Annotated in this window: 16 protein-coding genes and 1 pseudogene; 10 read left to right on the top strand and 7 right to left on the bottom strand. The window is 75.6% G+C overall.

The window, feature by feature from the left end; all coding sequences use genetic code 11:
* Positions 1–125: 125 nt before the first annotated feature.
* The 5 genes and pseudogenes from HNR12_RS11725 to cofD all read right to left on the bottom strand — a co-directional run.
* Positions 126–1,136 (bottom strand): annotated as a pseudogene (locus HNR12_RS11725) (chitinase); the annotation flags it as partial.
* 397 nt (positions 1,137–1,533) lie between these two features.
* Positions 1,534–2,292, bottom strand: coding sequence for a DUF1266 domain-containing protein (locus HNR12_RS11720; RefSeq protein WP_179767519.1), 759 nt, complete (start codon positions 2,290–2,292; stop codon positions 1,534–1,536).
* Between the two features lie 220 nt (positions 2,293–2,512).
* Positions 2,513–3,190, bottom strand: coding sequence for a lytic polysaccharide monooxygenase auxiliary activity family 9 protein (locus HNR12_RS11715; RefSeq protein WP_179767518.1), 678 nt, complete (start codon positions 3,188–3,190; stop codon positions 2,513–2,515).
* Positions 3,191–3,414: 224 nt separating this feature from the next.
* Positions 3,415–4,725, bottom strand: coding sequence for a coenzyme F420-0:L-glutamate ligase (locus HNR12_RS11710; RefSeq protein WP_179767517.1), 1,311 nt, complete (start codon positions 4,723–4,725; stop codon positions 3,415–3,417).
* The gene (gene cofD / locus HNR12_RS11705; RefSeq protein WP_179767516.1) at positions 4,722–5,696 is read right to left on the bottom strand and encodes a 2-phospho-L-lactate transferase; all 975 of its coding nucleotides are present in this window, start codon (positions 5,694–5,696) and stop codon (positions 4,722–4,724) included. Before cofD ends, HNR12_RS11710 begins: the two co-directional genes overlap by 4 nt.
* A gap of 314 nt (positions 5,697–6,010) precedes the next feature.
* On the opposite strand from cofD, the gene HNR12_RS11700 reads away from it, so the two are divergent.
* The 5 genes from HNR12_RS11700 (at position 6,011) to HNR12_RS11680 (ending at position 13,709) form a co-directional block, all read left to right on the top strand.
* Positions 6,011–7,669 (top strand): hypothetical protein, encoded by a 1,659-nt coding sequence (locus HNR12_RS11700; protein WP_179767515.1) that lies wholly within the window; start codon positions 6,011–6,013, stop codon positions 7,667–7,669.
* Between the two features lie 250 nt (positions 7,670–7,919).
* On the top strand, positions 7,920–8,207 hold the full coding sequence (locus HNR12_RS11695) for a WhiB family transcriptional regulator (protein ID WP_040272150.1): 288 nt from the start codon (positions 7,920–7,922) through the stop codon (positions 8,205–8,207).
* 328 nt (positions 8,208–8,535) lie between these two features.
* On the top strand, positions 8,536–11,841 hold the full coding sequence (locus HNR12_RS11690) for a glycosyltransferase (RefSeq protein WP_179767514.1): 3,306 nt from the start codon (positions 8,536–8,538) through the stop codon (positions 11,839–11,841).
* A gap of 3 nt (positions 11,842–11,844) precedes the next feature.
* Complete coding sequence (locus HNR12_RS11685) at positions 11,845–13,284, top strand: DUF5719 family protein (RefSeq protein ID WP_179767513.1); 1,440 nt, start codon at positions 11,845–11,847, stop codon at positions 13,282–13,284.
* Between the two features lie 164 nt (positions 13,285–13,448).
* Positions 13,449–13,709 carry a hypothetical protein gene (locus HNR12_RS11680; protein ID WP_179767512.1) on the top strand — a complete coding sequence of 87 codons (261 nt, stop codon included), beginning with the start codon at positions 13,449–13,451 and terminating at the stop codon, positions 13,707–13,709.
* Between the two features lie 46 nt (positions 13,710–13,755).
* On the opposite strand, the gene HNR12_RS11675 is transcribed toward HNR12_RS11680, so the two are convergent.
* Positions 13,756–14,181, bottom strand: a complete 426-nt coding sequence (locus HNR12_RS11675; RefSeq protein ID WP_179770559.1) for a metallopeptidase family protein — start codon at positions 14,179–14,181, stop codon at positions 13,756–13,758.
* Between the two features lie 121 nt (positions 14,182–14,302).
* On the opposite strand from HNR12_RS11675, the gene HNR12_RS11670 reads away from it, so the two are divergent.
* The 5 genes from HNR12_RS11670 to HNR12_RS11650 all read left to right on the top strand — a co-directional run bounded on the left by HNR12_RS11670 (position 14,303) and on the right by HNR12_RS11650 (position 19,062).
* Positions 14,303–14,728, top strand: a complete 426-nt coding sequence (locus HNR12_RS11670; protein WP_308118937.1) for a DUF3499 domain-containing protein — start codon at positions 14,303–14,305, stop codon at positions 14,726–14,728.
* A 220-nt stretch (positions 14,729–14,948) separates the two neighbouring features.
* Positions 14,949–16,310 carry a phosphomannomutase/phosphoglucomutase gene (locus tag HNR12_RS11665; RefSeq protein ID WP_179767511.1) on the top strand — a complete coding sequence of 454 codons (1,362 nt, stop codon included), beginning with the start codon at positions 14,949–14,951 and terminating at the stop codon, positions 16,308–16,310.
* 34 nt (positions 16,311–16,344) lie between these two features.
* The gene (locus HNR12_RS11660) at positions 16,345–16,521 is read left to right on the top strand and encodes a Trm112 family protein (RefSeq protein WP_179767510.1); all 177 of its coding nucleotides are present in this window, start codon (positions 16,345–16,347) and stop codon (positions 16,519–16,521) included.
* A gap of 53 nt (positions 16,522–16,574) precedes the next feature.
* Complete coding sequence (locus HNR12_RS11655) at positions 16,575–17,735, top strand: SIS domain-containing protein (RefSeq protein WP_179767509.1); 1,161 nt, start codon at positions 16,575–16,577, stop codon at positions 17,733–17,735.
* Between the two features lie 31 nt (positions 17,736–17,766).
* Positions 17,767–19,062: a serine/threonine-protein kinase gene (locus HNR12_RS11650; protein ID WP_179767508.1), complete on the top strand. Its 1,296-nt coding sequence runs from the start codon at positions 17,767–17,769 to the stop codon at positions 19,060–19,062.
* 42 nt (positions 19,063–19,104) lie between these two features.
* Here the strand turns inward: HNR12_RS11650 and HNR12_RS11645 are convergent, their stop codons facing one another.
* A complete protein-coding gene (locus tag HNR12_RS11645) occupies positions 19,105–20,643 on the bottom strand; it encodes a hypothetical protein (protein ID WP_179767507.1) in 1,539 nt (512 codons plus the stop codon).
* Positions 20,644–21,046: the final 403 nt, after the last annotated feature.

The raw sequence follows: 21,046 nt of genomic DNA, 5'->3' as shown, positions 1-21,046 counted from the left end.
CGCGGGGCCGCCCGGGGCGTCCGGCGGGGGCAGGGCCGGACGGGTGCGCCGGGGTGCCGGCCGCGCCCGAGGGGCAGGGGGCGCGGCCGGAGGGGAGCCCGGCGCCGTGGTGCCGGTCGGCGTCAGCCGGTGCCCAGCCGGGCGCCGATGGCGTTGGCGAAGGCGTAGCCGTTGGTGGCGTCCCAGTTGACGGACCAGGTCATCACGCCGCCGATGGGACCGTAGGGCTGCGCCGGGGTGAACGCGCCGCAGGAGCGGCCCGCCTCCAGGCAGTCCAGCGCGGCGATGACGTTGCCGGTGGACTGGTGGCCGCCGCCGGCCGCCTGCGGGGTGGCGGGCAGGCCCAGGCCGACCTGGTCGGGGCGCAGGCCCATCTCCAGTTGGATGCAGGCCTGCGCGGTGACGAAGTCCACCGTGCCCTGGGAGTAGACCTGGCCGTCGCAGCCCAGCATGCTGCCGGAGTTGTAGTACTGCATGTTGACGATGGTCAGGATGTCGCCGATGTTCCGGGCGAGCTGGTAGTAGGCGAAGCTGGGCGCCTGGAAGTCGATCGTCTGCGGCGCCATGGTGATGATGAGGTCGGAGCCCGCCCGCGAGCGCAGGGCGCGCAGCGCCTCCTCCATGTACTGGGCGTTGATGCCGTGTTCGAGGTCGATGTCGATGCCGTCGAAACCGTACTCGACCATGAGGTCGTGCGCGGAGTCGGCGAAGTTGGCGGCCTCGGTGGCGTTGGTGACGTTGACGTGGCCGTTCTGCCCGCCGACGGACAGCACGACCCGGCGGCCCTGGGCCTGGGCGGCCGCGATGTCGTCCTTGAACCGCTGCTCGGTGTAGCCGCCCAGTTCGGAGGAGGCGAGGTTGAACGTGATGCCGCCGGGCACGCCGGCGAGGTTGTCGGCGAAGGCCACCGCGATGAGGTTGTAGGCGGCGGGGACCTCGCTGAGGGGCAGGGTGGTCGACCCGTTGTCGAAGTTGTGCCAGTAGCCGGTCAGCCAGGGGCCGGTGGCGGCGGCCTCGGCCGTGGCGTCGTCGGCGGCGGCCGGGCCGCCGGCGGTCAGCGCGAGGGCGCAGGCCGCTGCCGCGGCGGTGAGGGCCGCGGCCAGGCGCGGCAGGAGGGTGCGGCGGGGAGCGGTCACGGGGGCTCCTTTGTGTCCGTGCGTCCGTGAGCGGGGAAGGGACGCGGACCCGGGGTGCGCGCGGGGCCGGGTTCGCGGAGGGGGTCGGATCCGGACCTGGGTTGAATTGTTAAGAAACCTAAGAGCTTTGTTCGCGGCGCGTCAAGATCTGAAAGGCTTATTTCCAAAAACGGTGCGTTCCGTTCCGGACACGCGCCGCACCCGCGCAGGTCACCCCCGCGTCACCCGCGGCGACCGGCGCTCCGCCCGGCGCGGCGCGCGCCGGGCGGCCGGCGCGGACCGGGTCACCCGGTGGAAGGGGCGCGGCCGGGCGGTGCCCGCCGCCGTCCACGCGCCCCCGGCATGCGGCGGCCCCCGGCGCGAGGCGCCGGGGGCCGGGGTGCGGTGGGAGCGCGGGTCAGAGGTGGAAGGGCAGGTTCAGCCAGGGGCTCTGCGGGTGCGACATCATCACGTGGTGCACCTCCAGCGGCTCGGTGTAGCGGGGGCCGAACTCGCCGTTGTCGAAGTGCAGGCAGCGGCCCAGCACGTAGCCCGCCGAGAAGTCGGCCCACGACGCGTAGTGGCGCCGCGCCTGCTCGCCGGCCCGCACCACGTACCACTGCGCGGTCTGGAGCACGGTGTAGCCGCACTGCACGCCCCAGCGCGCCATGTTGGCGCCGCGGCCGAAGTCCCACGCCTGGATGGCGGTGACGTACCCGCCGGGCGGCAGCAGGCCGTCGGCGACGAACCGCTTCTCGTAGTCCAGGATCATGCCCGCCAGGCCCACCAGCTGCTGGTAGGTGCCGGTGTCGATGCCGTTGTGCCGGCACCAGTCCCCGATGGCGCTGCGCCAGGTGCCGGGGTCGACCGGGCGGCCGTTGAGGTACTGGGCGGCCTGGCGGCGCAGCGCCAGCAGGGTGCCGGCCACCGGGTTGCTGCCCCGGTCGTCGAGCAGGGTCTCGGCCTGGCCGCGCCAGTCGTCGGGGCCCTCGATGCCCCAGTCGCGGCTCAGGTCGCCGCGCTTCTCCTCGGGCGTGCAGCAGGTGCAGCCGGTCTCGCTGTTCCAGGGCGCGCCGTTCATCACGGCGATGTGCACGCCGCACGCGTAGCCGTGGGCGAGAGGGCCGTGGAACGGCCCGTAGGGATCCGCCTTCAGCCCCAGTCCCTGGCGCCGCACCCGCCCACCCCCTGTCCCCGTGCGCCGCCGCGAGGGGCGCGGCGGCAAAGAGCGATGTGCGGGGAACGGTATACCACTTTGGGGCGTGTTGCGCACCGGCGGCCGTGTGCGGCCGCCGCACGGGGCGGCCCCGCCGGACGCGGGGTCCGGCGGGGCCGGGGGCCGACCGGTGGCGCCGTGGGCGGCCGGTGGGGCCGGGAGGGCGCTTCGGCGGCGGGGATCAGGTGAAGTTGACGTCGCTGCAGATGTAGTAGGTCTGGTCCATGTGGGACGCCTTCCACACCGTGTAGACGACGTGGCGACCGCTGTAGCCGGACGTGTTCACGTTGATCCGGTAGTTCTGGGAGGGCGCGTAGCGGCCGGTCTGGGCCACCAGGTCCAGGTCGTCCCAGCCCATGGCCTCCCGCGTGGGGTCGAAGCCCTGCTTGGTGACGTAGACCAGGAAGTAGTCCGCGCCGTGGGACGCCTGGTCGTACAGGTTGATGGTGAAGTTGCTCGTGATGTTCGTGGTCTTCCACGCGCCCACGGCGTCGAGCGAGTCGTAGCGCCCGCCTTCGGCGTGCCCGCCGCTGCACAGCGTGCCGTTGGGCACGTGCTGCTGGTGCTGGCCGCCCACGTTGTTCTTGTAGAGCCCGTTCCAGTTCCACATGGCGTTGGGGTCGTCCTGCCACGCCTGCCAGCACATGGGGTCTTCCTGGGCCATGGCCGGGTTGAGGTGGTCGTCGCCCCACCGCTCCCAGCAGCCGTAGTTGCGGCTGGCCGGGTTGATCACCGAGCCGTGCGCCGATGCCGACCCCGCCAGCGGGACGGTGCCGACCAGCGCCATGGCGGCAGCGGACAGAAGGGTGAGGGCGCGAAGCGCCAAGCGGGGGGCTTTTGCGTTCTCGCGAGATTGCATCGTGCGATCTCCGCCTTCCGGTTGGGGGTAGCCGGAGTTGGGAGCGCTCCCAACGTGTTTCCCGTCACGTTACCCGATGGAATCGCCGAGCGACAGACGGTTTGCGGGGAGATTTCCGAACCGGACGAACCGGCACGGACCAACACGCCGGTCGCGGGCGGGGCGGGGCGTCCGAGAGATTCCGGAAAAATTCGGCCGCCCGCCGCGCGGCGGGCGGCCGGGGTCTACCGCACCTCGATGAACTTGTCCGGATCGCGGGGCGGCCGCTCCTTGGGCCTCGCCGCGGCGTGCCCCACCGCCACCGACCCCATGGGCTGCCAGTCGTCGGGGAGGTTCAGCACCCGCCGCACGACGTCGGGGCAGAACATCGTGGAGGACACCCACGCCGACCCCAGGCCCTCCATGGCCAGCGCCACCAGCAGGTTCTGCACGCCCGCGCCCATGGCCACCAGGAACATCGACCGCTCGGCGACCGCGCGCCGGGGGTCGGGGTAGGCGTGCGCGCCGTCGGCCACCAGGCACGGCACCACCAGGTAGGGCGCCCGGCGCAGGACGTCGCCGCGCCGGGTGCGGCGCGCGATCGCCTCCTCGCCGAACCCGTCGGCGCGCAGGTCGGCCACCCAGGCGGCGAGCATGGCGTCGAGGAGTTCCGTGCGGGTCGCCGCGGACTCCACCAGGACGAACCGCCACGGCGTGGTGTGGTGCGGCGCGGGCGCGGTGACCGCCGCCGCCACCGCCCGGCGCACCGCCTGGGGGTCGACCGGGTCGGCGGTGAACTCGCGGACCGTGCGCCGCGCCGGCACGACGTCGCGCGAACCGTAGCGGAACAGGTCGGCGTCGGCCGGGCGCACCAGTGCGGCCGCGCCGGGGCCGTCGGAATCGGTGACCAGGTGGCCCAGGCCCCGCACCACCGCCACCGGGACACCCGACACCTTGCCCTTGACGAGCTCGCCGGCCGCCGCGATCTCGTCGGCGACCGCGGCCACGGTGACCTCCAGCACGTTGCCGTGGGAGTCGGGGGTGCCGCGCAGGTCCAGCAGCGGATCCAGGCCCGCGGCGCCGATGGCGACATCGGTCTGGCCCGCGCGCCAGGGCCGGCCGAAGGTGTCGCTGACCACCACCGCGACCCGCACCCCCAGCCGCTCGCGCAGCCCGGCCCGCAGCGCCCGCGCCGAGGAGTCGGGGTCCTCGGGCAGCAGCAGCACGTGCCCGGCCGGGACGTTGGAGGAGTCCACCCCGGCCGCCGCCATGACCAGGCCGCGGCGGTCCTGCACGATGCGCAGGGAGCCGCGCCGGGCCACCACCCGGTCGGTCTCGGAGTCGACGGCGGCCTCGCGGTCCATGCGGCGCAGGCGGCCCTCGGCCTTGCTGACGATCTTGGAGGTGACGACCAGGATGTCGCCGTCGCGGAGGTCGGCCGCGCCGGCGACCAGCGCGGCCAGGTCGTCGCCCGCGCCGATCTCGGGCAGCCCCACGACAGCGGTGACCTCGACGGCGGCGGGCGCGGCGGCGGGCCGCGCGGCGGGTTCGGTCACGGCCGGTCCCCCTTCAGCTCCAGCGCGAGGTCCAGCGCCGCCCGGGCGATCGCGGCGGTGGCGTCGGGGTCGCTCATGTACAGGGGGCGGGCGCGCACGGTGACGCCCTCGACCGACGCCCCGGCGTCGGCGGTGTCGACCAGCCAGCCGTCGAGCAGGTCGGGGCCGAAGTGCGCGGCCACCGCCTCGGCGCTGGTCTCGACCCCGATGGCGGTCAGGCAGGCGTCGGCCATGCCGCGCACGGGCGCGCCGCCGATGATCGGCGACACCCCCACCACGGTGGCGCGCTCCAGCGCGGCGCGCACGCCGGGCACGCCCAGGATGGAGCCGATGCTCACCACGGGGTTGGAGGGCGGCAGCAGCACGAGGTCGGCCTCGTCGATCGCCTCGACGACCCCGGGGGCGGGCTTGGCGTCCTCGGCGCCCACGCTCACGATCTCCAGCGCCGGCAGCGCGGCGCGGTGCCGGATCCACCACTCCTGGAAGTGGATGGCCCGCCGGCCGCCGTCGCCGTCGGCGACCACCACGTGGGTCTCGACGCGGTCGTCGGTCATGGGCAGCAGCCGCACGCCCGGGCGCCAGCGGTCGCACAGCGCCTCGGTGACGGCGGAGAGCGGGTAGCCCGCCGCCATCATCTGGGTGCGCACGATGTGGGTGGCGACGTCGCGGTCGCCCAGGCCGAACCAGGTCGGCTGCATGCCGTAGGCCGCGAGCTCCTCCTTGACCGCGAAGGACTCCTCGGCCCGGCCCCAGCCCTGGGACTCGTTGATACCGCCGCCCAGGGTGTACATCACGGTGTCCAGATCCGGACAGATCCGCAGTCCGAACAGGGTGATGTCGTCACCGGTGTTGCCGATGACCGTGATGGTCGGGTCGTCTTCTGTGAGGTCGGCTCCGATCCCGAGCGCCGCCTTGAGGCCGCGCAGGAAGCGCGCGCCCCCGATACCGCCAGCCGGTACGACTATCCGCATGGGCTCAAGTCTGGCAGGCTGAGGTGGTGTATGTGCCATGCTCTTCCCGGCTCGGGGAGAGCGGCATCCCGGTCGGCCCCGCGGGCGCGCCACGGTGACGCGCTGAGGCGGGGCGCGCCGCGCTGCCATCGGCCGCCGCGCGCGGCCACCCGGTGGCCCGCGACACGGTGGCGTCCCTCACACGCGACCGCGCCGACGGCCGCGCCGCGCCGTGTCGCGCGAAAGCGCCGCGTCCCCGGCCGATTCCATTGACAACCGGTTGATATGCCAAGCTTCCACCGACGCGACGGCGAAGCAGCGGAGGGGAACCTCTCTTGAACAACGAAGCACTGAACCGCCTGCGGGTGCCCGCGGCATGGGCGCTGCTCGGCGCCGTGATCGCGCACATGCTGGGCGGCCTCATCTACCTCTTCGGCCACGGCGGAGTGGGCTACGAGACCACGATCGCGGGCAACTTCACCGACGTCGGCTCCGGCATGTTCCACGGCCCCGTCATCGTCGCGCTGATCGTGGTCGCCGTGCTGCTGGCCGTCACCGCTCCGCAGAAGACGTCGGTGAACTTCCCCATCGCGCTGGTCGGGCTGATCCTGCTCGGCTTCGCCGCGCTCATGGGCGTCATCGGGCTCATCATGGGCTTCGTGGCGGCCAACGAGACCGCGCAGCTCGCCGACGGGTTCTCCTCGTTCCTGTCCATCGGCGGCCAGCTCGCCATCATCGTCTTCGCCGGGCTGTTCCTGCTGCGGGTCTTCAACGACCAGTCGCTGGTGCCGCGCTCGGCGCCGATGCACTCGGGCGCGCCCATGGGAGGTCAGCCGGGGCACCCCGCTCCCACCGGCGGCCAGGCGTCGTTCGCGCCCCAGACCGGCGCCCAGCAGTCCTTCGCCGCGCCGCAGACCGGCGGGTTCGCCACCGGCGGCCAGCAGTCCTTCCAGCAGCAGCCGCAGCAGCCGCAGCAGGGGGAGTGGGGCGGCGGCGCGCAGCCCGCCTACGCCGAGCCCGCGCAGCCGCAGTACTCCGCCGACCCCGCCCAGCAGCCCTCCGGCTACGCCGCGGCCGACCCCGGCCAGCAGACCGGCTACGATCCGGCCGCCCAGCAGCCGCAGGCGGACTGGCAGTCCGCCGCGTACTCCGACCCCAACCAGCAGACCATGGTCCAGGGCTGGGGCCAGCAGCCGGGCCAGGACCCCTACCAGCAGCCCGGCGGCCAGCAAGACCCCTACCAGCAGGGCTACGGCACCGGCGGCCAGCAGAGCGCCTACGGCCAGGACTGGGGCGGCCAGCAGGGCCAGACCCACCAGGCCGACCCCGCCGACCCGCTGGGCCAGCAGAACCCGCAGGCCCAGCCGGGCCAGCCGGGTCAGCAGGGCTACGGCCAGGACTGGCAGCAGCAGTCCGGCGGCGGCTACGACCCCTACGCCCAGAACCAGCAGTCCGCCTACGGCACCGGCGAGCAGCAGTCCTACGGCTCCGGCGGCCAGCCCGCCTACGGCTCGGGCGACCCCTCCGGCTACGGGAGCGGCGGCCAGACCGGATACGGCGCCGGCGCCCAGAGCGGCGGCTACCCCAGCGGCGGCCAGCAGCCCTACGGCTCGGGCGACCAGGGCGGCTACGGTACCGGAGGCCAGCAGGCCGGCTACGGCTCGCCCTACGACCCCGCGCAGTACGCGCCCCAGCCGGGCAGCGAGGGCGAGCAGGCGGCGCAGAACGCGATCCAGTACGGCTGGTACCAGCAGCCCGGTGAGCAGCCGCAGCCGCCGCAGGAGCAGCCGCAGCCGCCCGCCGACCAGCGGCGCGACACCCCGCTGGACTCCTTCTTCCACGACGACAAGACCAGCACCGACCAGTTGCAGCAGGTCGACCCCGGATACGGGTCCGGCTACGGCCAGGGCGCGGGCTACGGGACCGACCCCAAGCAGGGCAAGGACGCCTCCGACACGCCGCCCGGCTGGTACCGCGACGACGACCGCCGCTGAGGCGGCGCCCCTGGCTGAGCCCGCCGACCCAATGGTCGCGCGGCATACCCGCGGCACAATTGCGTGGTAATCCGCTGAAGCGAACGCGCCGGGTGGACTCCCGGTGTTGGTTTGTTACATGATATTCAGGGGATTACCACGCAGCGCGCTTGACGTATACCCGGCGGCCCGCGTGTAATTCACCGTGTGATTCCACCCTCCCGGGGGTCAGAATGGGAGGGTTCATCTAGGGGGGCAATAGGAGGTGCGCATGAGCGAGGTCATCCCGCTGGCGCACGGCGCAGATGAAGATCTGGGCTGGCAGGAGCGCGCACTCTGCGCGCAGACCGACCCCGAGGCGTTCTTCCCCGAGAAGGGCGGCTCGACCCGCGAGGCGAAGAAGGTCTGCCTGTCATGCGAGGTCCGGGCGGAGTGTCTGGAATACGCGCTGGAGCACGATGAGCGCTTCGGCATCTGGGGGGGACTCTCCGAACGCGAGCGGCGGCGGCTGAAGAAAGCGGCCGGCCAGGATTTCGATTTCCTCGCCGACATGCTGTGACCGCCTGCTCAAGGTCGAGCGCGGCCCGGGTTTTTACCCGGGCCGCGCGTTTTTTTAGCGGCCCTTTACGCGCCCGCTGGTAATGGCGCGGGCCGACCGCCGCGCGCGCTCGCGGCCGCATCCGGCCGCGCCCCGCCGCCCTCCCGGCGCCCCTCCCGCCCCCCGCCCGCCCGGAGCGGACCGGCGGCGGGCACGGCCCCGAACCAGCACGAAGCCTCCGGCGGGTGGCGTATGGTGTTCTGCCGACACCCCGTGCCCGCGTCCCACCGCCCCGCCGCCAGGGTCGTCCCCACCCCGCCCGCACCCCTGTCGAGAGCGATCACCAGCCGTGCTACCTCTGGATCCGGCTCGCCACATCGTCACAGCCGTCATCGTCACCCACGACGGCGCCCGATGGCTGCCGGAGACCCTGGAGGCCGTCCGCGAGCAGACCCGGCCGGTGCAGCGCGTCGTCGGCGTCGACGTCGGCAGCCGCGACCGCAGCGGCCGCATCCTCGCCGAGTACATCGCCGCCGACGCCATCACCACGCTGGACCGCGCCACCGGCTTCGGCGACGCCGTGCGCGCCGCCCTGGACTCCCCGCGCGCCCGCGCCGCGTTCCCCGGCGCCGCGCCCGACGCCACCGAGTGGATCTGGCTGGTCCACGACGACTGCACCCCCGACCCCGACGCCCTCCAGCACCTGCTGATCGCCGCCAACGACGACCCCCGCGCCGCCGTGCTCGGCCCCAAGCTGCGCGACTGGTTCGACCGCCGGGTGCTGGTGGAGTGCGGGGTCACCATCGACGGCGCCGGGCGCCGCGAGACCGGCCTGGAGCCCCGCGAACTCGACCACGGCCAGCACGACGGCACCCGCCAGGTCCTCGCCGTCTCCAGCGCCGGGATGCTGGTGCGCCGCGACGTGTGGGACGAACTGGGCGGGTTTGACCCCGCGCTGCCGATCTTCCGCGACGACATCGACTTCTGCTGGCGAGCGGGCGGCGCCGGGCACCGCGTGCTGATCGTGACCGACGCCGTGGCCTACCACGCCGAGGCCGCCGCGCGCCGCCGCCGGCGCATCGCCGCGGCCGGCGACCACCCGCGCCGCCTGGACCGCCGCCACGCCATCTTCGTGCTGCTGGCCAACCTGCCCGCCGGCGGCATGCTCGCGGCGTTCGTGCGCAACTCCTTCGCCTCGCTGCTGCGCGTGCTGATGTACATCGTCGCCAAGCAGCCCGCCAACGCCTTCGACGAGGCGTTCGCCATCACGTCGGTCTACCTCATGCCCGGCCGGCTGATCCGCGCCCGCTTCCGCCGCCGCCGCAACCGGCGCCGCACCTACAGCGCCATCCGGCCGTTCCTGGCGCGCGGGGTGGCGCTGCGCCAGTTCACCGACGCCGTGGCCGACCTGTTCTCCGGTTCGGCCGGACTGGACACCGCCGGGCGCCACCAGGCGGTCGTGGCGCCCCCGGCCGAGGACGACGACCCGCTGCGCGACGACCTCACCCTGCTGCGCCGCGTCCTCACCCGCCCCGGCCCGCTGCTCGTCCTTGCGCTGACCGCCGTGACCCTGGTCGCCGAGCGCCACCTGCTGTTCGGCGCCGAACTCGCCGGCGGCGCGCTGCCGCCGGTGGCGGGCGGCGCCTCGGACCTGTGGGCCCTCTACCTCACCGGCCGCCCCGACATCGGCGCGGGCACCGGCGCGCCCGCACCGCCCTACGTGGGCCTGCTGGCGCTGCTGTCCACCCTGCTGCTGGGCAAGCCGTGGCTGGCGGTCACCGTGCTGCTGCTGGGCTGCGTGCCGCTGGCCGGGCTGACCGCCTACCTGCTGGCCCGCCGCGTGCTCAGCGCCACGTTCGCCCAGGTCTGGATGGCGGGCTCCTACGCGCTGCTGCCCATGGCCACCGGGGCCGTGGCGCAGGGCCGGCTGGGCACCGCCCTGGTGCACGCCCTGCTGCCGGTGCTGGGCATCCTGCTGACCCGGCTGCTCACCGAGCCGCCCCGCCGCTCGCGGCGCACCGCCTGGGCGCTGGCGCTGTTCCTGGCGGCGGGCACCGCGTTCGTGCCGCTGCTGTGGCTGCTGGCGCTGGTCACCGGCGTGCTGGTGGTGGTCGCCTTCGGCCACATCGGCCGCCGCCTCTACGTCAGCGTCGCCATCGCGCTGGGGGTGCCGCTCGTCCTGCTCCTGCCGTGGTCGCTGGAGCTGCTGCTGCACCCGTCGCTGTGGCTGCTGGAGGCCGGCCTGCACCGGCCCGAGCTGAGCGCACCGGCGCCCGGCGCGGTGTCCCTGCTGATGCTCTCGCCGGGCGGCCCGGGCATGCCGCCGGTCTGGGTCACCGCCGGGTTCCTGGTCGCCGCGCTGTCGGCGCTGCTGCTCCTGCGCCGCCGCATGCTGATCGCGGTGGGCTGGAGCGTCGCCCTGTTCGGGATCCTGGTGGCGATCGTCATCAGCCGCGTGCCGGTGGAGCCCTGGTACGGCGGCCCCACCGCCCCGGCGTGGCCGGGCGTGGCGCTGGCCTTCGCCGCGACGGCCATGCTGCTGTCGGCCGCCAACGCCGCGCAGTCCTTCGGCCTGATGTGGCGGCTGGGCGGCGCGCGCCGCGCCTTCGCCGCCTTCGCCGCCGCGCTGGCCCTCACCACGCCGCTGTCGGCCGCCGGGGTGTGGATGTGGCAGGGCGTACAGGGCCCGCTGAGCGGGCACGCCGGACCCGTGGTCCCGGGCCTGCTGGGCGGGGTCAGCGACGACGGCCGCGGCGCGCGCACCCTGGTTGTGGCCCCGCAGGACGACGGGTCGGTGCGCTACAGCGTGCTGCGCGGGCGCGAACCCCGCCTGGGCGAGGAGCAGGTCCCCACCAGCGGCCCCACCCGCGCCGTGCTGGACGAGGTCGTGGCCGGACTCGCCGGCGGCCGGGGCGGCGACGAGACCGCCCGGCTGGCCGACCTCGGCATCGGCTACGTGCTTATGCCGCGCCCGCCCGGCTCCGAGGGCCCCGACGTCACCCTGGTCGACATCCTCGACGGCGCCCCCGGCCTCACCCGGGTCCAGCTGGGCGAGCGCTTCGGCCTGTGGTCGCTGGACACCCCCACCGGCCGGGTGCGCGTGCTGGGCGAGGGCGGGCCCGTGGTGCTGCGCGCCCAGGCGGGCGAGGGCGCCGAGGCCGCCTACCGGGTGCCCGGCGGGGCGGCGGGGCGCCGGCTCGTCCTGGCCGAACCCGTCGGCACCGGCTGGAGCGCCACCCTCGACGGCCAGGAGCTCGCGGCGCGGTCGGGCCCCGGCGGGCTGCAGGCCTTCGACCTGCCGGCCTCCGGCGGGCGGCTGGAGATCGCCAAGTCCGACCCGCTGCGCCAGGCGTGGCTGGCCGCGCAGGCCGCGTTGCTGGTGGCGGTGGGCGTGCTCGCGCTGCCCGGCGTGCGCACCGAGGAGGACCTGCGCGAGCAGCGCGCCCAGCCCGCGCCCCGGCCGCGGCGTCCCATGCTGGCCGGCGCCCGATCGGGCTCCACCGGCACCCGAGCGGCCGGCCAGGGCCACCGCGCGCCCGGCGCCCGCCGGGGCGCCCGCGGCGGCCGGGGGACGCGCGGCACGCGCTCCCGCGGCGGCGGCCCGGCGGCCACCCCGCCCGGCGGCCTGGACACCCGCGACCGGGAAGGGGAGTAGGCCGTGCGGCTGATCGTGGAGAACCGCTTCGCGCTGCTGGGCCTGGTGGCCATCGCGCTGACCGCGCTGTTCGGCGTGGCGGCGGTGACCCAGGGCGTCGACCCGGGCGGCGCGCCGGAGGCCGCCACCGCGCCGGTGGAGTCCGACCTGCGCCTGTGCCCGCCGCCCCAGGGCGAGGACCGCGCCACCACCACCGCCGCGCTGGCCACCGGAGCCCCCGACGGCGGCGGCGAGGGCGAGCTGACCGCCGCGGAGAACACCGCCGAGGCCGCGCCCGTCGGAGACTCCGGCCCGTTCACCCGCACCGGCCGGCTGTGGAGCGCCGACACCTCCGGCGCCGAGGCCGCCACGGCCGTCACCGCGCGCGGCACCATGGCGGCCGGCCTGGAGGTCGCCCAGGCCACCGTCGGCGAGGACGACCCGTATGCCACCGAGGTGCGCTGCCCCGCGCCCGCCACCAGCACGTGGTTCGCCGCTCCCGGCGGCATCACCCTGGAGGGGCTGCGGCTGTTCCTGGCCAACCCCGACGGCGAGCCCGCCACCGCCAACGTCGACATCTACCTCAGCGACGGCCCGTCCTACTCCGACGACACCCGCGGGATCGCCGTCGAGGGCCGCGGCCACACCGAGGTCGACCTCACCGAGCTGATCCAGGGCAGCCCCGCCGCCGTCGTGCACGTGCGCACCAACGCCGGGCGGGTGGCGGCGTCGCTGTTCGCCGAGCGCGGCGGCGACGGAGAGGACTGGGTGCCCCCCACCGCCGCGCCCGCCCGCAGCCACGTCGTGCCCGGGATCCCCGGCGGGGGCGGCAGCCGCCGGCTCATCGTGGCGGCCGTGGGCGACACCCCCGCCACGGCCGACGTCGCCGTCTACACCCCCGAGGGCCGCGCCGAGCACGAGACCCTGACCGGTCTGGGCGTGCCCCCGGCCGCCGGGACCTTCCTGAGCCTGGAGGGGCCGCTGGCCGAGCAGCCGGGCACGGCGGTGGTCGAGGCCGACCAGCCGGTGGTGGTGGGCGTGGCCATGGACCGCGCCGACGGCGACGACACCGCCTACGCGCCCGCCGCGCCGCCGCTGGCCGGCCCCCTCAACGGCACGGCCGTGGTGCCGGCCGCGCCCGAGGGCACCGAGAGCAGCCTGGTCTTCGCCGCGTTGGAGGAGGACGCCGCGGCCGTCGTCACGCCCGTGGACGCCGACGGCCGCGCGGGCGACCCGGTGGACGTGGAGATCCCCGCCGGGCGCACCACCGCGCCCGACCTGGAGGCGCCCGAGGGCGCCGGGTTCGTCGTGGAGGTGGCCGGCGGCACCCCCGTCTACGCCGGCCGCGTGCTCACCCAGGGGTCCGGCGGCGACGCCGCGACCTCGGCCCAGCCGCTCCTGCCCGCCCCCGCCCGGATCGTCCTGCCCGAGGTCGACGACAGCCTCACCAGCGTCGTGCCCTAGGGCCCGCGAGACCGGGTGTCCCGGTCCGTGCCCGGGTGACCGGATCGGGCCCGGCGCGGGGCCGGAGGTCCGCGGCGGGCGGCCGCGCGGCCCTGCCATCATGCTGCTGCGGACCCGGGCGCATCGGGCGCTCTGGGCGGCCGCGCAGGCGCAAGGAGTCCCCCGTGCAGTTCCATGGCTACGAACAGGTCGGCGATTCCCGCGAACGCTACGCGGGCACCTGGGAGGACGCGCGCGCCGCCGCGCACTGGCTGCGGTCGCGGTTCGCCGACTACCAGCGCGGGGTGGCCTCGCAGTCGGTGCCCGCCGTGCGGGAGTGGTTCGCCGAGGAGCGGCTGCGCGCGGGCGGCGGCGTGGTGTGGGAGGCGCGCATGGCCGACGGCCGGCGGGTGTCGCTGTCGGTGGTGCCCGCCGGGGACTCCTGACAGCGGTGCGGGCGGCGCGGCAGGAGGTGCCGCGCCGCCCGCCCGGTCAGGTCTCGGGGTCGACGGTCTCGGGTTCGAGCCCCAGGAGGTTGGCGACCTCCTCGACCACGGTGTCGTAGACGAGCATGGCCATCTCCTCCGGCTCGCGGGTACGGATCTCGACCGGCCGCCGGTAGACGATGATCTTCGCCTGCCCTGATCTGCCGGTCTCCAGACGCGAGAAGGGGATGCCGTCCTCGGCGGTCACGCCGCGCGGGACCCGGGGGACGTCCTCGACCAGGAACTCCACGTTGGCGAGTTCCCGCGCCCACACCCGCTCCAGGCGCTCGACGGCGTCGAGGACCAGGTCGTCGAAGATGTGGGCCCGGCTCCGCGCCATGGGGAGTTCGGGCGGCGCCAGCGGGCCGCGCACGCCGCGTCCGCGGCGGTCTCGGCGTCGTACTCGGTCGGCTTGAGCCCTGTGAAGGTGCACTCGTCGCACGCTCCGAGACTATGCCATCCGCGGCCGACATGCAGCCCCGGCCCGCCCGTGCGCGCGGACACAGCGGGGCGATGCTGGCGCCCGACCGTGGAAAGGCATAAAGTCGGTGCCCGTGAGCGTTGTCCGACGCTGCTCGCGCACCGCGTGCCGGCAGCCCGCCGTCTTCACGCTCACTTATGTCTACGCCGACTCCACGGCGGTCCTGGGTCCGCTCGCCGCCTACGCCGAGCCCCACTGCTACGACCTCTGCGCCATGCACGCCGAGCGCCTCACCGCGCCCCGCGGCTGGGAGGTCGTGCGGCTGCCCGCCGACTCCTCCGGCGGCGGCCCCGGCAGCGACGACCTGGAGGCCCTGGCCAACGCCGTGCGCGAGGCCGCCCGCCCGCCCGCCGTGGGCAACCCGGTCGGCCAGGGCGTCGAGACCCACCGCCGGGGCCACCTGCGCGTGGTCAAGTCCGACCCCCAGGCCGGGAGCGAGCCCGGCCGGCGGGCCCCCTCGCCGCAGTCGGCCCGCCCGCGCCCCCGCCGCGACGTCTGACCCCGCCGCCCCCGTCCTGTCCCGGCCCCCTGCCACGCCGGGCCGCGCGGGCGCGGATCGGCCCGGCCCACCGCGTCCGCCGCCCCGCCCCACCGTGTTGATAGCGTTGTCCCGAGCGTGGCCGGCGTCCGCCCGCAGCCGCCCCCGGCGGGCACACGGCGCGGCACGGGCGCCCGCGCCGCGCGAAGAGCCCTGTCCACGACCCGATCCGGAGACGCGTGTGGGTGACCTCGGCCAGATCTTCAAGGCATACGACATCCGGGGCATCGTCCCCGACACACTCGACGCCGACACGGCCCGCTCCATCGGGGCGGCGTTCGCGCGGGTGGCCGACGCGCCCTCGGTGGTCGTGGCCTACGACATGCGGCCCTCCTCGCCGGAGCTGGCCGCGGCCTTCGCCGAGGGCGTCACCGGCCAGGGCGTCGACGTGGTCATGGCGGGCCTGGGCTCCACGGACATGCTGTACTTCGCCTCGGGCCACCTGGACATGCCCGGCGCGATGTTCACCGCCAGCCACAACCCCGCCCAGTACAACGGCATCAAGATGTGCCGGGCCGGCGCGGCGCCCATCGGCTCCGACAGCGGCCTGGCCGACATCCGCCGCCTGGCCGAGGAGGGCGTCGAGCCCGCCGGCGCCGCCGGCACGGTCAGCGAGCGCGACCTGCTCACCGAGTACGCGCGCTACCTGCGGTCCCTGGTCGACCTGTCGGGCGCGCGCACGCTCAGCGTGGTGGTCGACGCCGGCAACGGCATGGGCGGCTACACGGTCCCGGCGGTGCTCGGCGGCGACCGGCTGGAGGCGCTGCCGCTGCGCATCGAGCCGCTGTACTTCGAGCTGGACGGCACGTTCCCCAACCACCCGGCCAACCCGCTGGACTACGCCAACCTGGTCGACCTCCAGGCCAAGGTGCGCGAGACCGGCGCCGACATCGGCCTGGCCTTCGACGGCGACGCCGACCGCTGCTTCGTCGTGGACGAGCGGGGCGAGCCCGTGCCGCCCTCGGCGATCACCGCCATGGTCGCGGCCCAGGAGCTGGCCCGCGAGCCCGGCGCAACCGTCATCCACAACCTGATCACCTCCAACGCGGTGCCCGAGATCGTGCGCGAGCGCGGCGGCACGCCGGTGCGCACCCGGGTGGGCCACTCGTTCATCAAGGCCACCATGGCCGAGACCGGCGCGATCTTCGGCGGCGAGCACTCCGCCCACTACTACTTCCGCGACTTCTGGCGCGCCGACACCGGCATGCTCGCGGCCATGCACGTGCTGCGCGTGCTGGGCGCCGACACCCGGCCGCTGTCGGAGATCACCGCCGAGTACTCCCGCTACGCCGGCTCCGGCGAGATCAACTGCGAGGTCACCGACCAGGCGGGGCGCGCGGCGGCGGTCGAGGAGGCGTTCGCCGGCCGCGAGGGGGCGAAGGTCGACCACCTCGACGGCCTCACCGTGTCGCTGCCCGACGGCTCCTGGTTCAACCTGCGGGCCTCCAACACCGAGCCGCTGCTGCGGCTCAACGTCGAGGCGCCCGACACCGCCGCCATGGAGCGGCTGCGCGACGAAGTCCTGGCCATCGTGCGGGCCTGACCGCACGCCCTTACCCCGCGAGGAGAACACCGCGATGACCGCGAAGATCGACGACTGGCTGCTGGACATCCTGGCCTGCCCCCAGAGCAAGGCGCCGCTGCGCCTGGACGAGGAGGCCGGCGAGCTGGTCTGCGACGAGAGCGGGCTGGCCTACCCCATCCGCGACGGGATCCCGGTCCTGCTCGTGGACGAGGCGCGCCGCATCAGCTGACACCGGGCGCCCGCGCCGCCGCCCGGCGGCGGCGCCGGCCGGGAGGGAGTGCCGTGCCGCTGGAGTTCGACGAGTCCCGGCTGGAGGACCCGCGGGCGGGCGCCGACGCGCTGCGCGGGCTGGCCTCGGCCGCGGCGCGGGTGCGCTCGGCGCGCACCGCGGCCGCCGAGGCCGACCTGGACGTGCTGGCCCTCGACGGCCGCCCGCGCGCCGTGGTGGTGCTGGGCGCCGGGGCCGCCGCGGCGGTGGGCGACATCTGCGCGGCGGCGCTGGGGCCGGGCTGCCCGGTGCCGGTGGTGCCGGTGCGCGGGTACCGCCTGCCGGGCTGGGTGGGCGGCCCCGACCTCGTGGTCGCGGTAGCGCCCTCGGCGCCGCCGGCGCCCGGCGGCCCGTCCGATCCGGCGGCGGGCGCGTCCACAATCGGCCAAATCAGCCCGTCGCACGCCGCGGTCGCCGCCTGCGCCGCCGAGGCCGCGCGGCGCGGGTGCCGGTTCCTGGCCATCGGCCCGGCCGGCGGCCCGCTGGCCGCCGTCGCCGAGCGGTCCCGCGCCCCCTCGATCGCGCTTCCGCAGGTCGGCGGGCCTCCGGAGTCGCCGCTGGGTCCGGTGGTGGCCCTGCTGACGGCGGTCTCGCGGGTGGGGGTGTCCGGTCCGCCCGAAGGCGCCTACGACGCGCTGGCCGAGCGGCTGGAGCGGGCCGCGATGGCCTACGGGCCCTCGGTCGAGACCTGGGACAACCCCGCGAAGTCGGCCGCCCTCGACATCGCCGGGAGCATCCCCGTCATCAGCGGCGGGACGCCCGCCGCCCAGGCCGCGGCCGACCACTGGGTGTCGAGGCTGGCGTCGGTGGCCCGGTATCCTGCGGTCCGCGGCGGTTCGCCGGAGTTGCTGGGCGACCACATCTCCCTGGTCGGCGGCCCGTTCGGCGGCACCGGGCCGCGGTCGATCTTCGACGACCCCGTCGAGGACGGCGCCGTCGGCCTCCGGCTGGTCCTGCTGCGCGATCCGGAGGAGGTCCCCGAGGCCGCCCGCGACCTCGCCCTCGCGGCCGACACGGCACGTGAACAGGGGGTCGAGGTGAGTGAGTACACAGCGGACGAGGGCGGTCCACTGGAACGCACAGCCGGTTTGATCGCTCTAACCGATTACGCCACTGTGTATGTAGCCGTTGCCTATGGCACAGACCCGCTAGCCCATACGCTGGTCGTGCGCTGACTCCAGCCACGACCGCACCTGGAGGAGATCGATGCCCGGTCCCGAGTCGCTGTCGCCGAACGACCCGAAGTCCTTCGGCGACTACAGCGTGGTCGGCCGCCTGGGAAAGGGCGGGCAGGGCGTCGTGTACCTCGGGCGCAACCCCGAGGGCGAAGAGGTCGCGATCAAGGTCCTCAACGACCAGTGGTCGCAGGACGACGACCTCCGCAAGCGGTTCGAGAAGGAGGTGCGGGCGGCGCAGAAGGTCGCGTCGTTCTGCACCGCCGCCATCCACGAGGCCCAGCTCGACAAGGACCCGCCCTACGTGGTGTCGGAGTACGTGCCGGGCCAGTCGCTCCAGGAGGCGGTGGCCACCAAGGGGCCGCACAAGGGCGCGGCGCTGCAGCGGCTGGCGGTCTCCACGGCCACCGCGCTGGTGGCCATCCACCAGGCCGGGATCGTGCACCGCGACTTCAAGCCGGGCAACGTGCTGCTGGGCCCTGACGGCCCCCGCGTGATCGACTTCGGCATCGCCCGCGTCGCCGACGGCACGGCCACCCTGACCAACTCGATCGTGGGCACGCCCTCCTACATGGCGCCCGAGCAGATCGAGGGCCGGGGGATCACCGACAAGGTCGACATCTTCGCCTGGGGCTGCGTGGTGGCGTTCGCCTCCACCGGCAACGCCCCCTTCGGCCAGGACAGCGTGCCCGCCGTGGTGCACCGGGTGGTCAGCGCGCCGCCCAACCTCGACGGCGTGCCCGACTCCCTGCTGCCGATCGTGCAGACGTGCCTGGACAAGGACCCCGCGCGCCGGCCCACCGCGCAGGAGCTGCTGATGCGGCTGCTGGGCCACGAGTCCGCGGTCTCCACCGACGACGCCCTCAAGGAGGGCGAGCGCATCGCGGAGTCCGGGCCGCCGCTGAGCGGGCCGCAGACCCCGATCCCGCCGTCCAACCAGGTGGGCGGCTACGCGCCGATGGGCGGCATGGCGCCGGGGCACACCCCCAGCGGGCCGCAGACCCCGTTCCCCGGCTACGGCCCCGGCCCGGCGCCCAACTCCGGCCCCCAGGCGGGGTTCCCGCACCAGCCGCCGCGCGGCCCGCAGCCGCACGGGCCCAACGTCACCGGCGTGCGCCCCGGTCCGGCCGGGCCGCCGCACACCGGCCCCAACACCATGTACGGCGGGCGGGCCATGCCCACCCAGCGGCCGCAGCTGCCGCCGCAGGGGCGGCCCCCGCAGCAGGTCGAGGACCCCATCCTGTCGCACGGCTGGGTGGTCCCGGCCGTGCTCATCGCCATCATCATCCTGGTGCTCGTGCTGTTCCTGGCGGCGCTGAGCACCTGACCGCCCGATCCCCGGCGGCCCGGGCGGGTCCGGCGGCCGCGCTCAGTAGCGCGCCGCGCGGGTGAGGTGCCCGACCGCCCGCGAGAGAACGTCGTCGGCGAACGCCTCGACCTCGGGCCAGCGGTCGTCGGCGGCGTCGGCGGGCACCAGGGTCACGCAGTCGGCGCAGCCGAGGTCGAGCACGTCGACCACGCCCTCCCCGGTGGCCAGGCGCCCGTCGGCCGTGACCGCGAGCACGCCCGAGGCGGGGTCGCCCACCTCCTGCACGAGCACCAGCAGCCGCAGGGCGCCGTCGGCGAGGTCGACGTCGACCGAGGCCCGCCACTCGTTGGGCCCCGGGGTGAACAGCGCGCGCCGCGCCGCAGCGGCCCGGCGCTCGGCCGGCGGGGGCACCCCCGGGACGCCGGGGGATCCGGGGGCGGGGCCTTCGGGCTCGGCCGAGGAGCCCACCGAGGTGCGCGCTGCGGGGTCGAGCTCGCGCAGCACCATGCGCAGGGAGTCGCAGCGCAGCCGCAGGTGGTTGACCACCCGGCGGTGCACGGCCCGGCCCAGGCACGTGCTGTCGGGGCGCAGGGCGCCGGGCAGGCGCGCGGGCCGGCTCAGCTCGGCGCGCAGCGCGGCGGTCTCCAGGTCGGCCAGCAGCAGCACCATGGCGGACAGGCGTTCGACGGGGCCGTGCGCCCGGTCGGCGCCCGAGGCGCCGGGTGCCGGCGCGGCGGCGGGCGGCGGGGCGGCGCGCCGGTCGATCGCCGGGGGCGGGAGGTCGGAGCGCATGAGCGACAGCGACGCCAGCACCCAGGGCAGGGGGCGCAGGTGGGCGGGCGGGCCGCCGCCGCGCCGGGGCGCCGGAGGCCCGGCGGGCGCGGCGCCGTCGCCGGGGCCGGGCGAGCGCACGGCGGGCGGCGCGGCGGGGTCGTCGGCGGCGGGCGCGGCGGCCGCGGTGCTGACCGGGATGTCGCCGACCCCGGGGAGGGTGAGGACGCCGGAGGCGGCGCCGGCCGCGCCGCGGTAAGCCGCCCCGTCGGGGCCGGGGCCGGCCGCTCCGGCGGGCAGGGGGGTGTCGGCGCCGTCGCGCCCCCGGCGGGGCCCGGCCAGGGGGCCCACCGCGTGCGGCGGTGGCGGCGCGGGCGCGCCGTTCAGGGCGTCTGCGCAGGTCAGGAAGAGGTGGGCGGCGCGGATCAGCGGATGGGTCTCGATCGCCGCGGCCTCGGCCAGCAGCGCGCCCACGCGCTCGGGCGCGGGCAGCGGCGGCGAGAAGTCGGGGACGGCGCGCACGAGCGTGTCGAAGTAGTCGGCGTTGAGGCGCACACCCGCACGGGAGTCGTCGGCCAGGGCGACGAGGGCGTCCTCCTCGGCGCGCAGCCGGTCGGGCGGCAGCGGCGGGAGTCCGGCCAGGGCGCGCAGCTCCTCGATGCGGCGGCGGGCCCCGTCGCGCACGGCGGCGGGGTCGGCGGAGCTGATGCCGTGGCGGCGGCGCTCCGCCCACAGCTCACGGAGCCGGTCGAGGCCGGCCAGCCGTCGGTGCACGGCCTCGGGGAAGCCGTCGGGAACCAGGGTGCGACCGCGTCGTCGGGTGTCCACGGTGTCACCGTAGCCCGCGGAGAGGTGGATAAAACCCGGCTCGTCCGATCGCATGGTGAAAGGGACTGGAAAGCGTGCAATGCACGGAGACCGGGAAGAATGTGGTCCTTGGTTCAACTCCCGTACTCTTAGCTGTAACGGGACTGGGAGAACATCCCACGGTGGCGCCGAGCCGTTCCTTCGGCTGTGCACAGTCTGGCGGTCCGGCTGGCGCTGGGGCAGCGCGAGCCGGTTGACTGGAATGTAGGGGATCCCCCCTGGGCACAGGCGCCGATCCGCTGCTCCACGGACCGGCCGTTTCCGCCTGCCCGCAAGCGGCCTGAGCGTGGGTCTCGCCCGCCGTGTCCCGGCCCCCGGGCCACCCCATGGCTCGCGCATCCCCACCCCACCGGCAGTGGTCAGC

This window comes from Streptomonospora nanhaiensis, from assembly GCF_013410565.1.
Taxonomy (GTDB): domain Bacteria; phylum Actinomycetota; class Actinomycetes; order Streptosporangiales; family Streptosporangiaceae; genus Streptomonospora; species Streptomonospora nanhaiensis.
The sequence above is the reverse complement of the archived record's forward strand: the minus strand, read 5'-3'. Positions and strand labels throughout refer to the sequence as shown.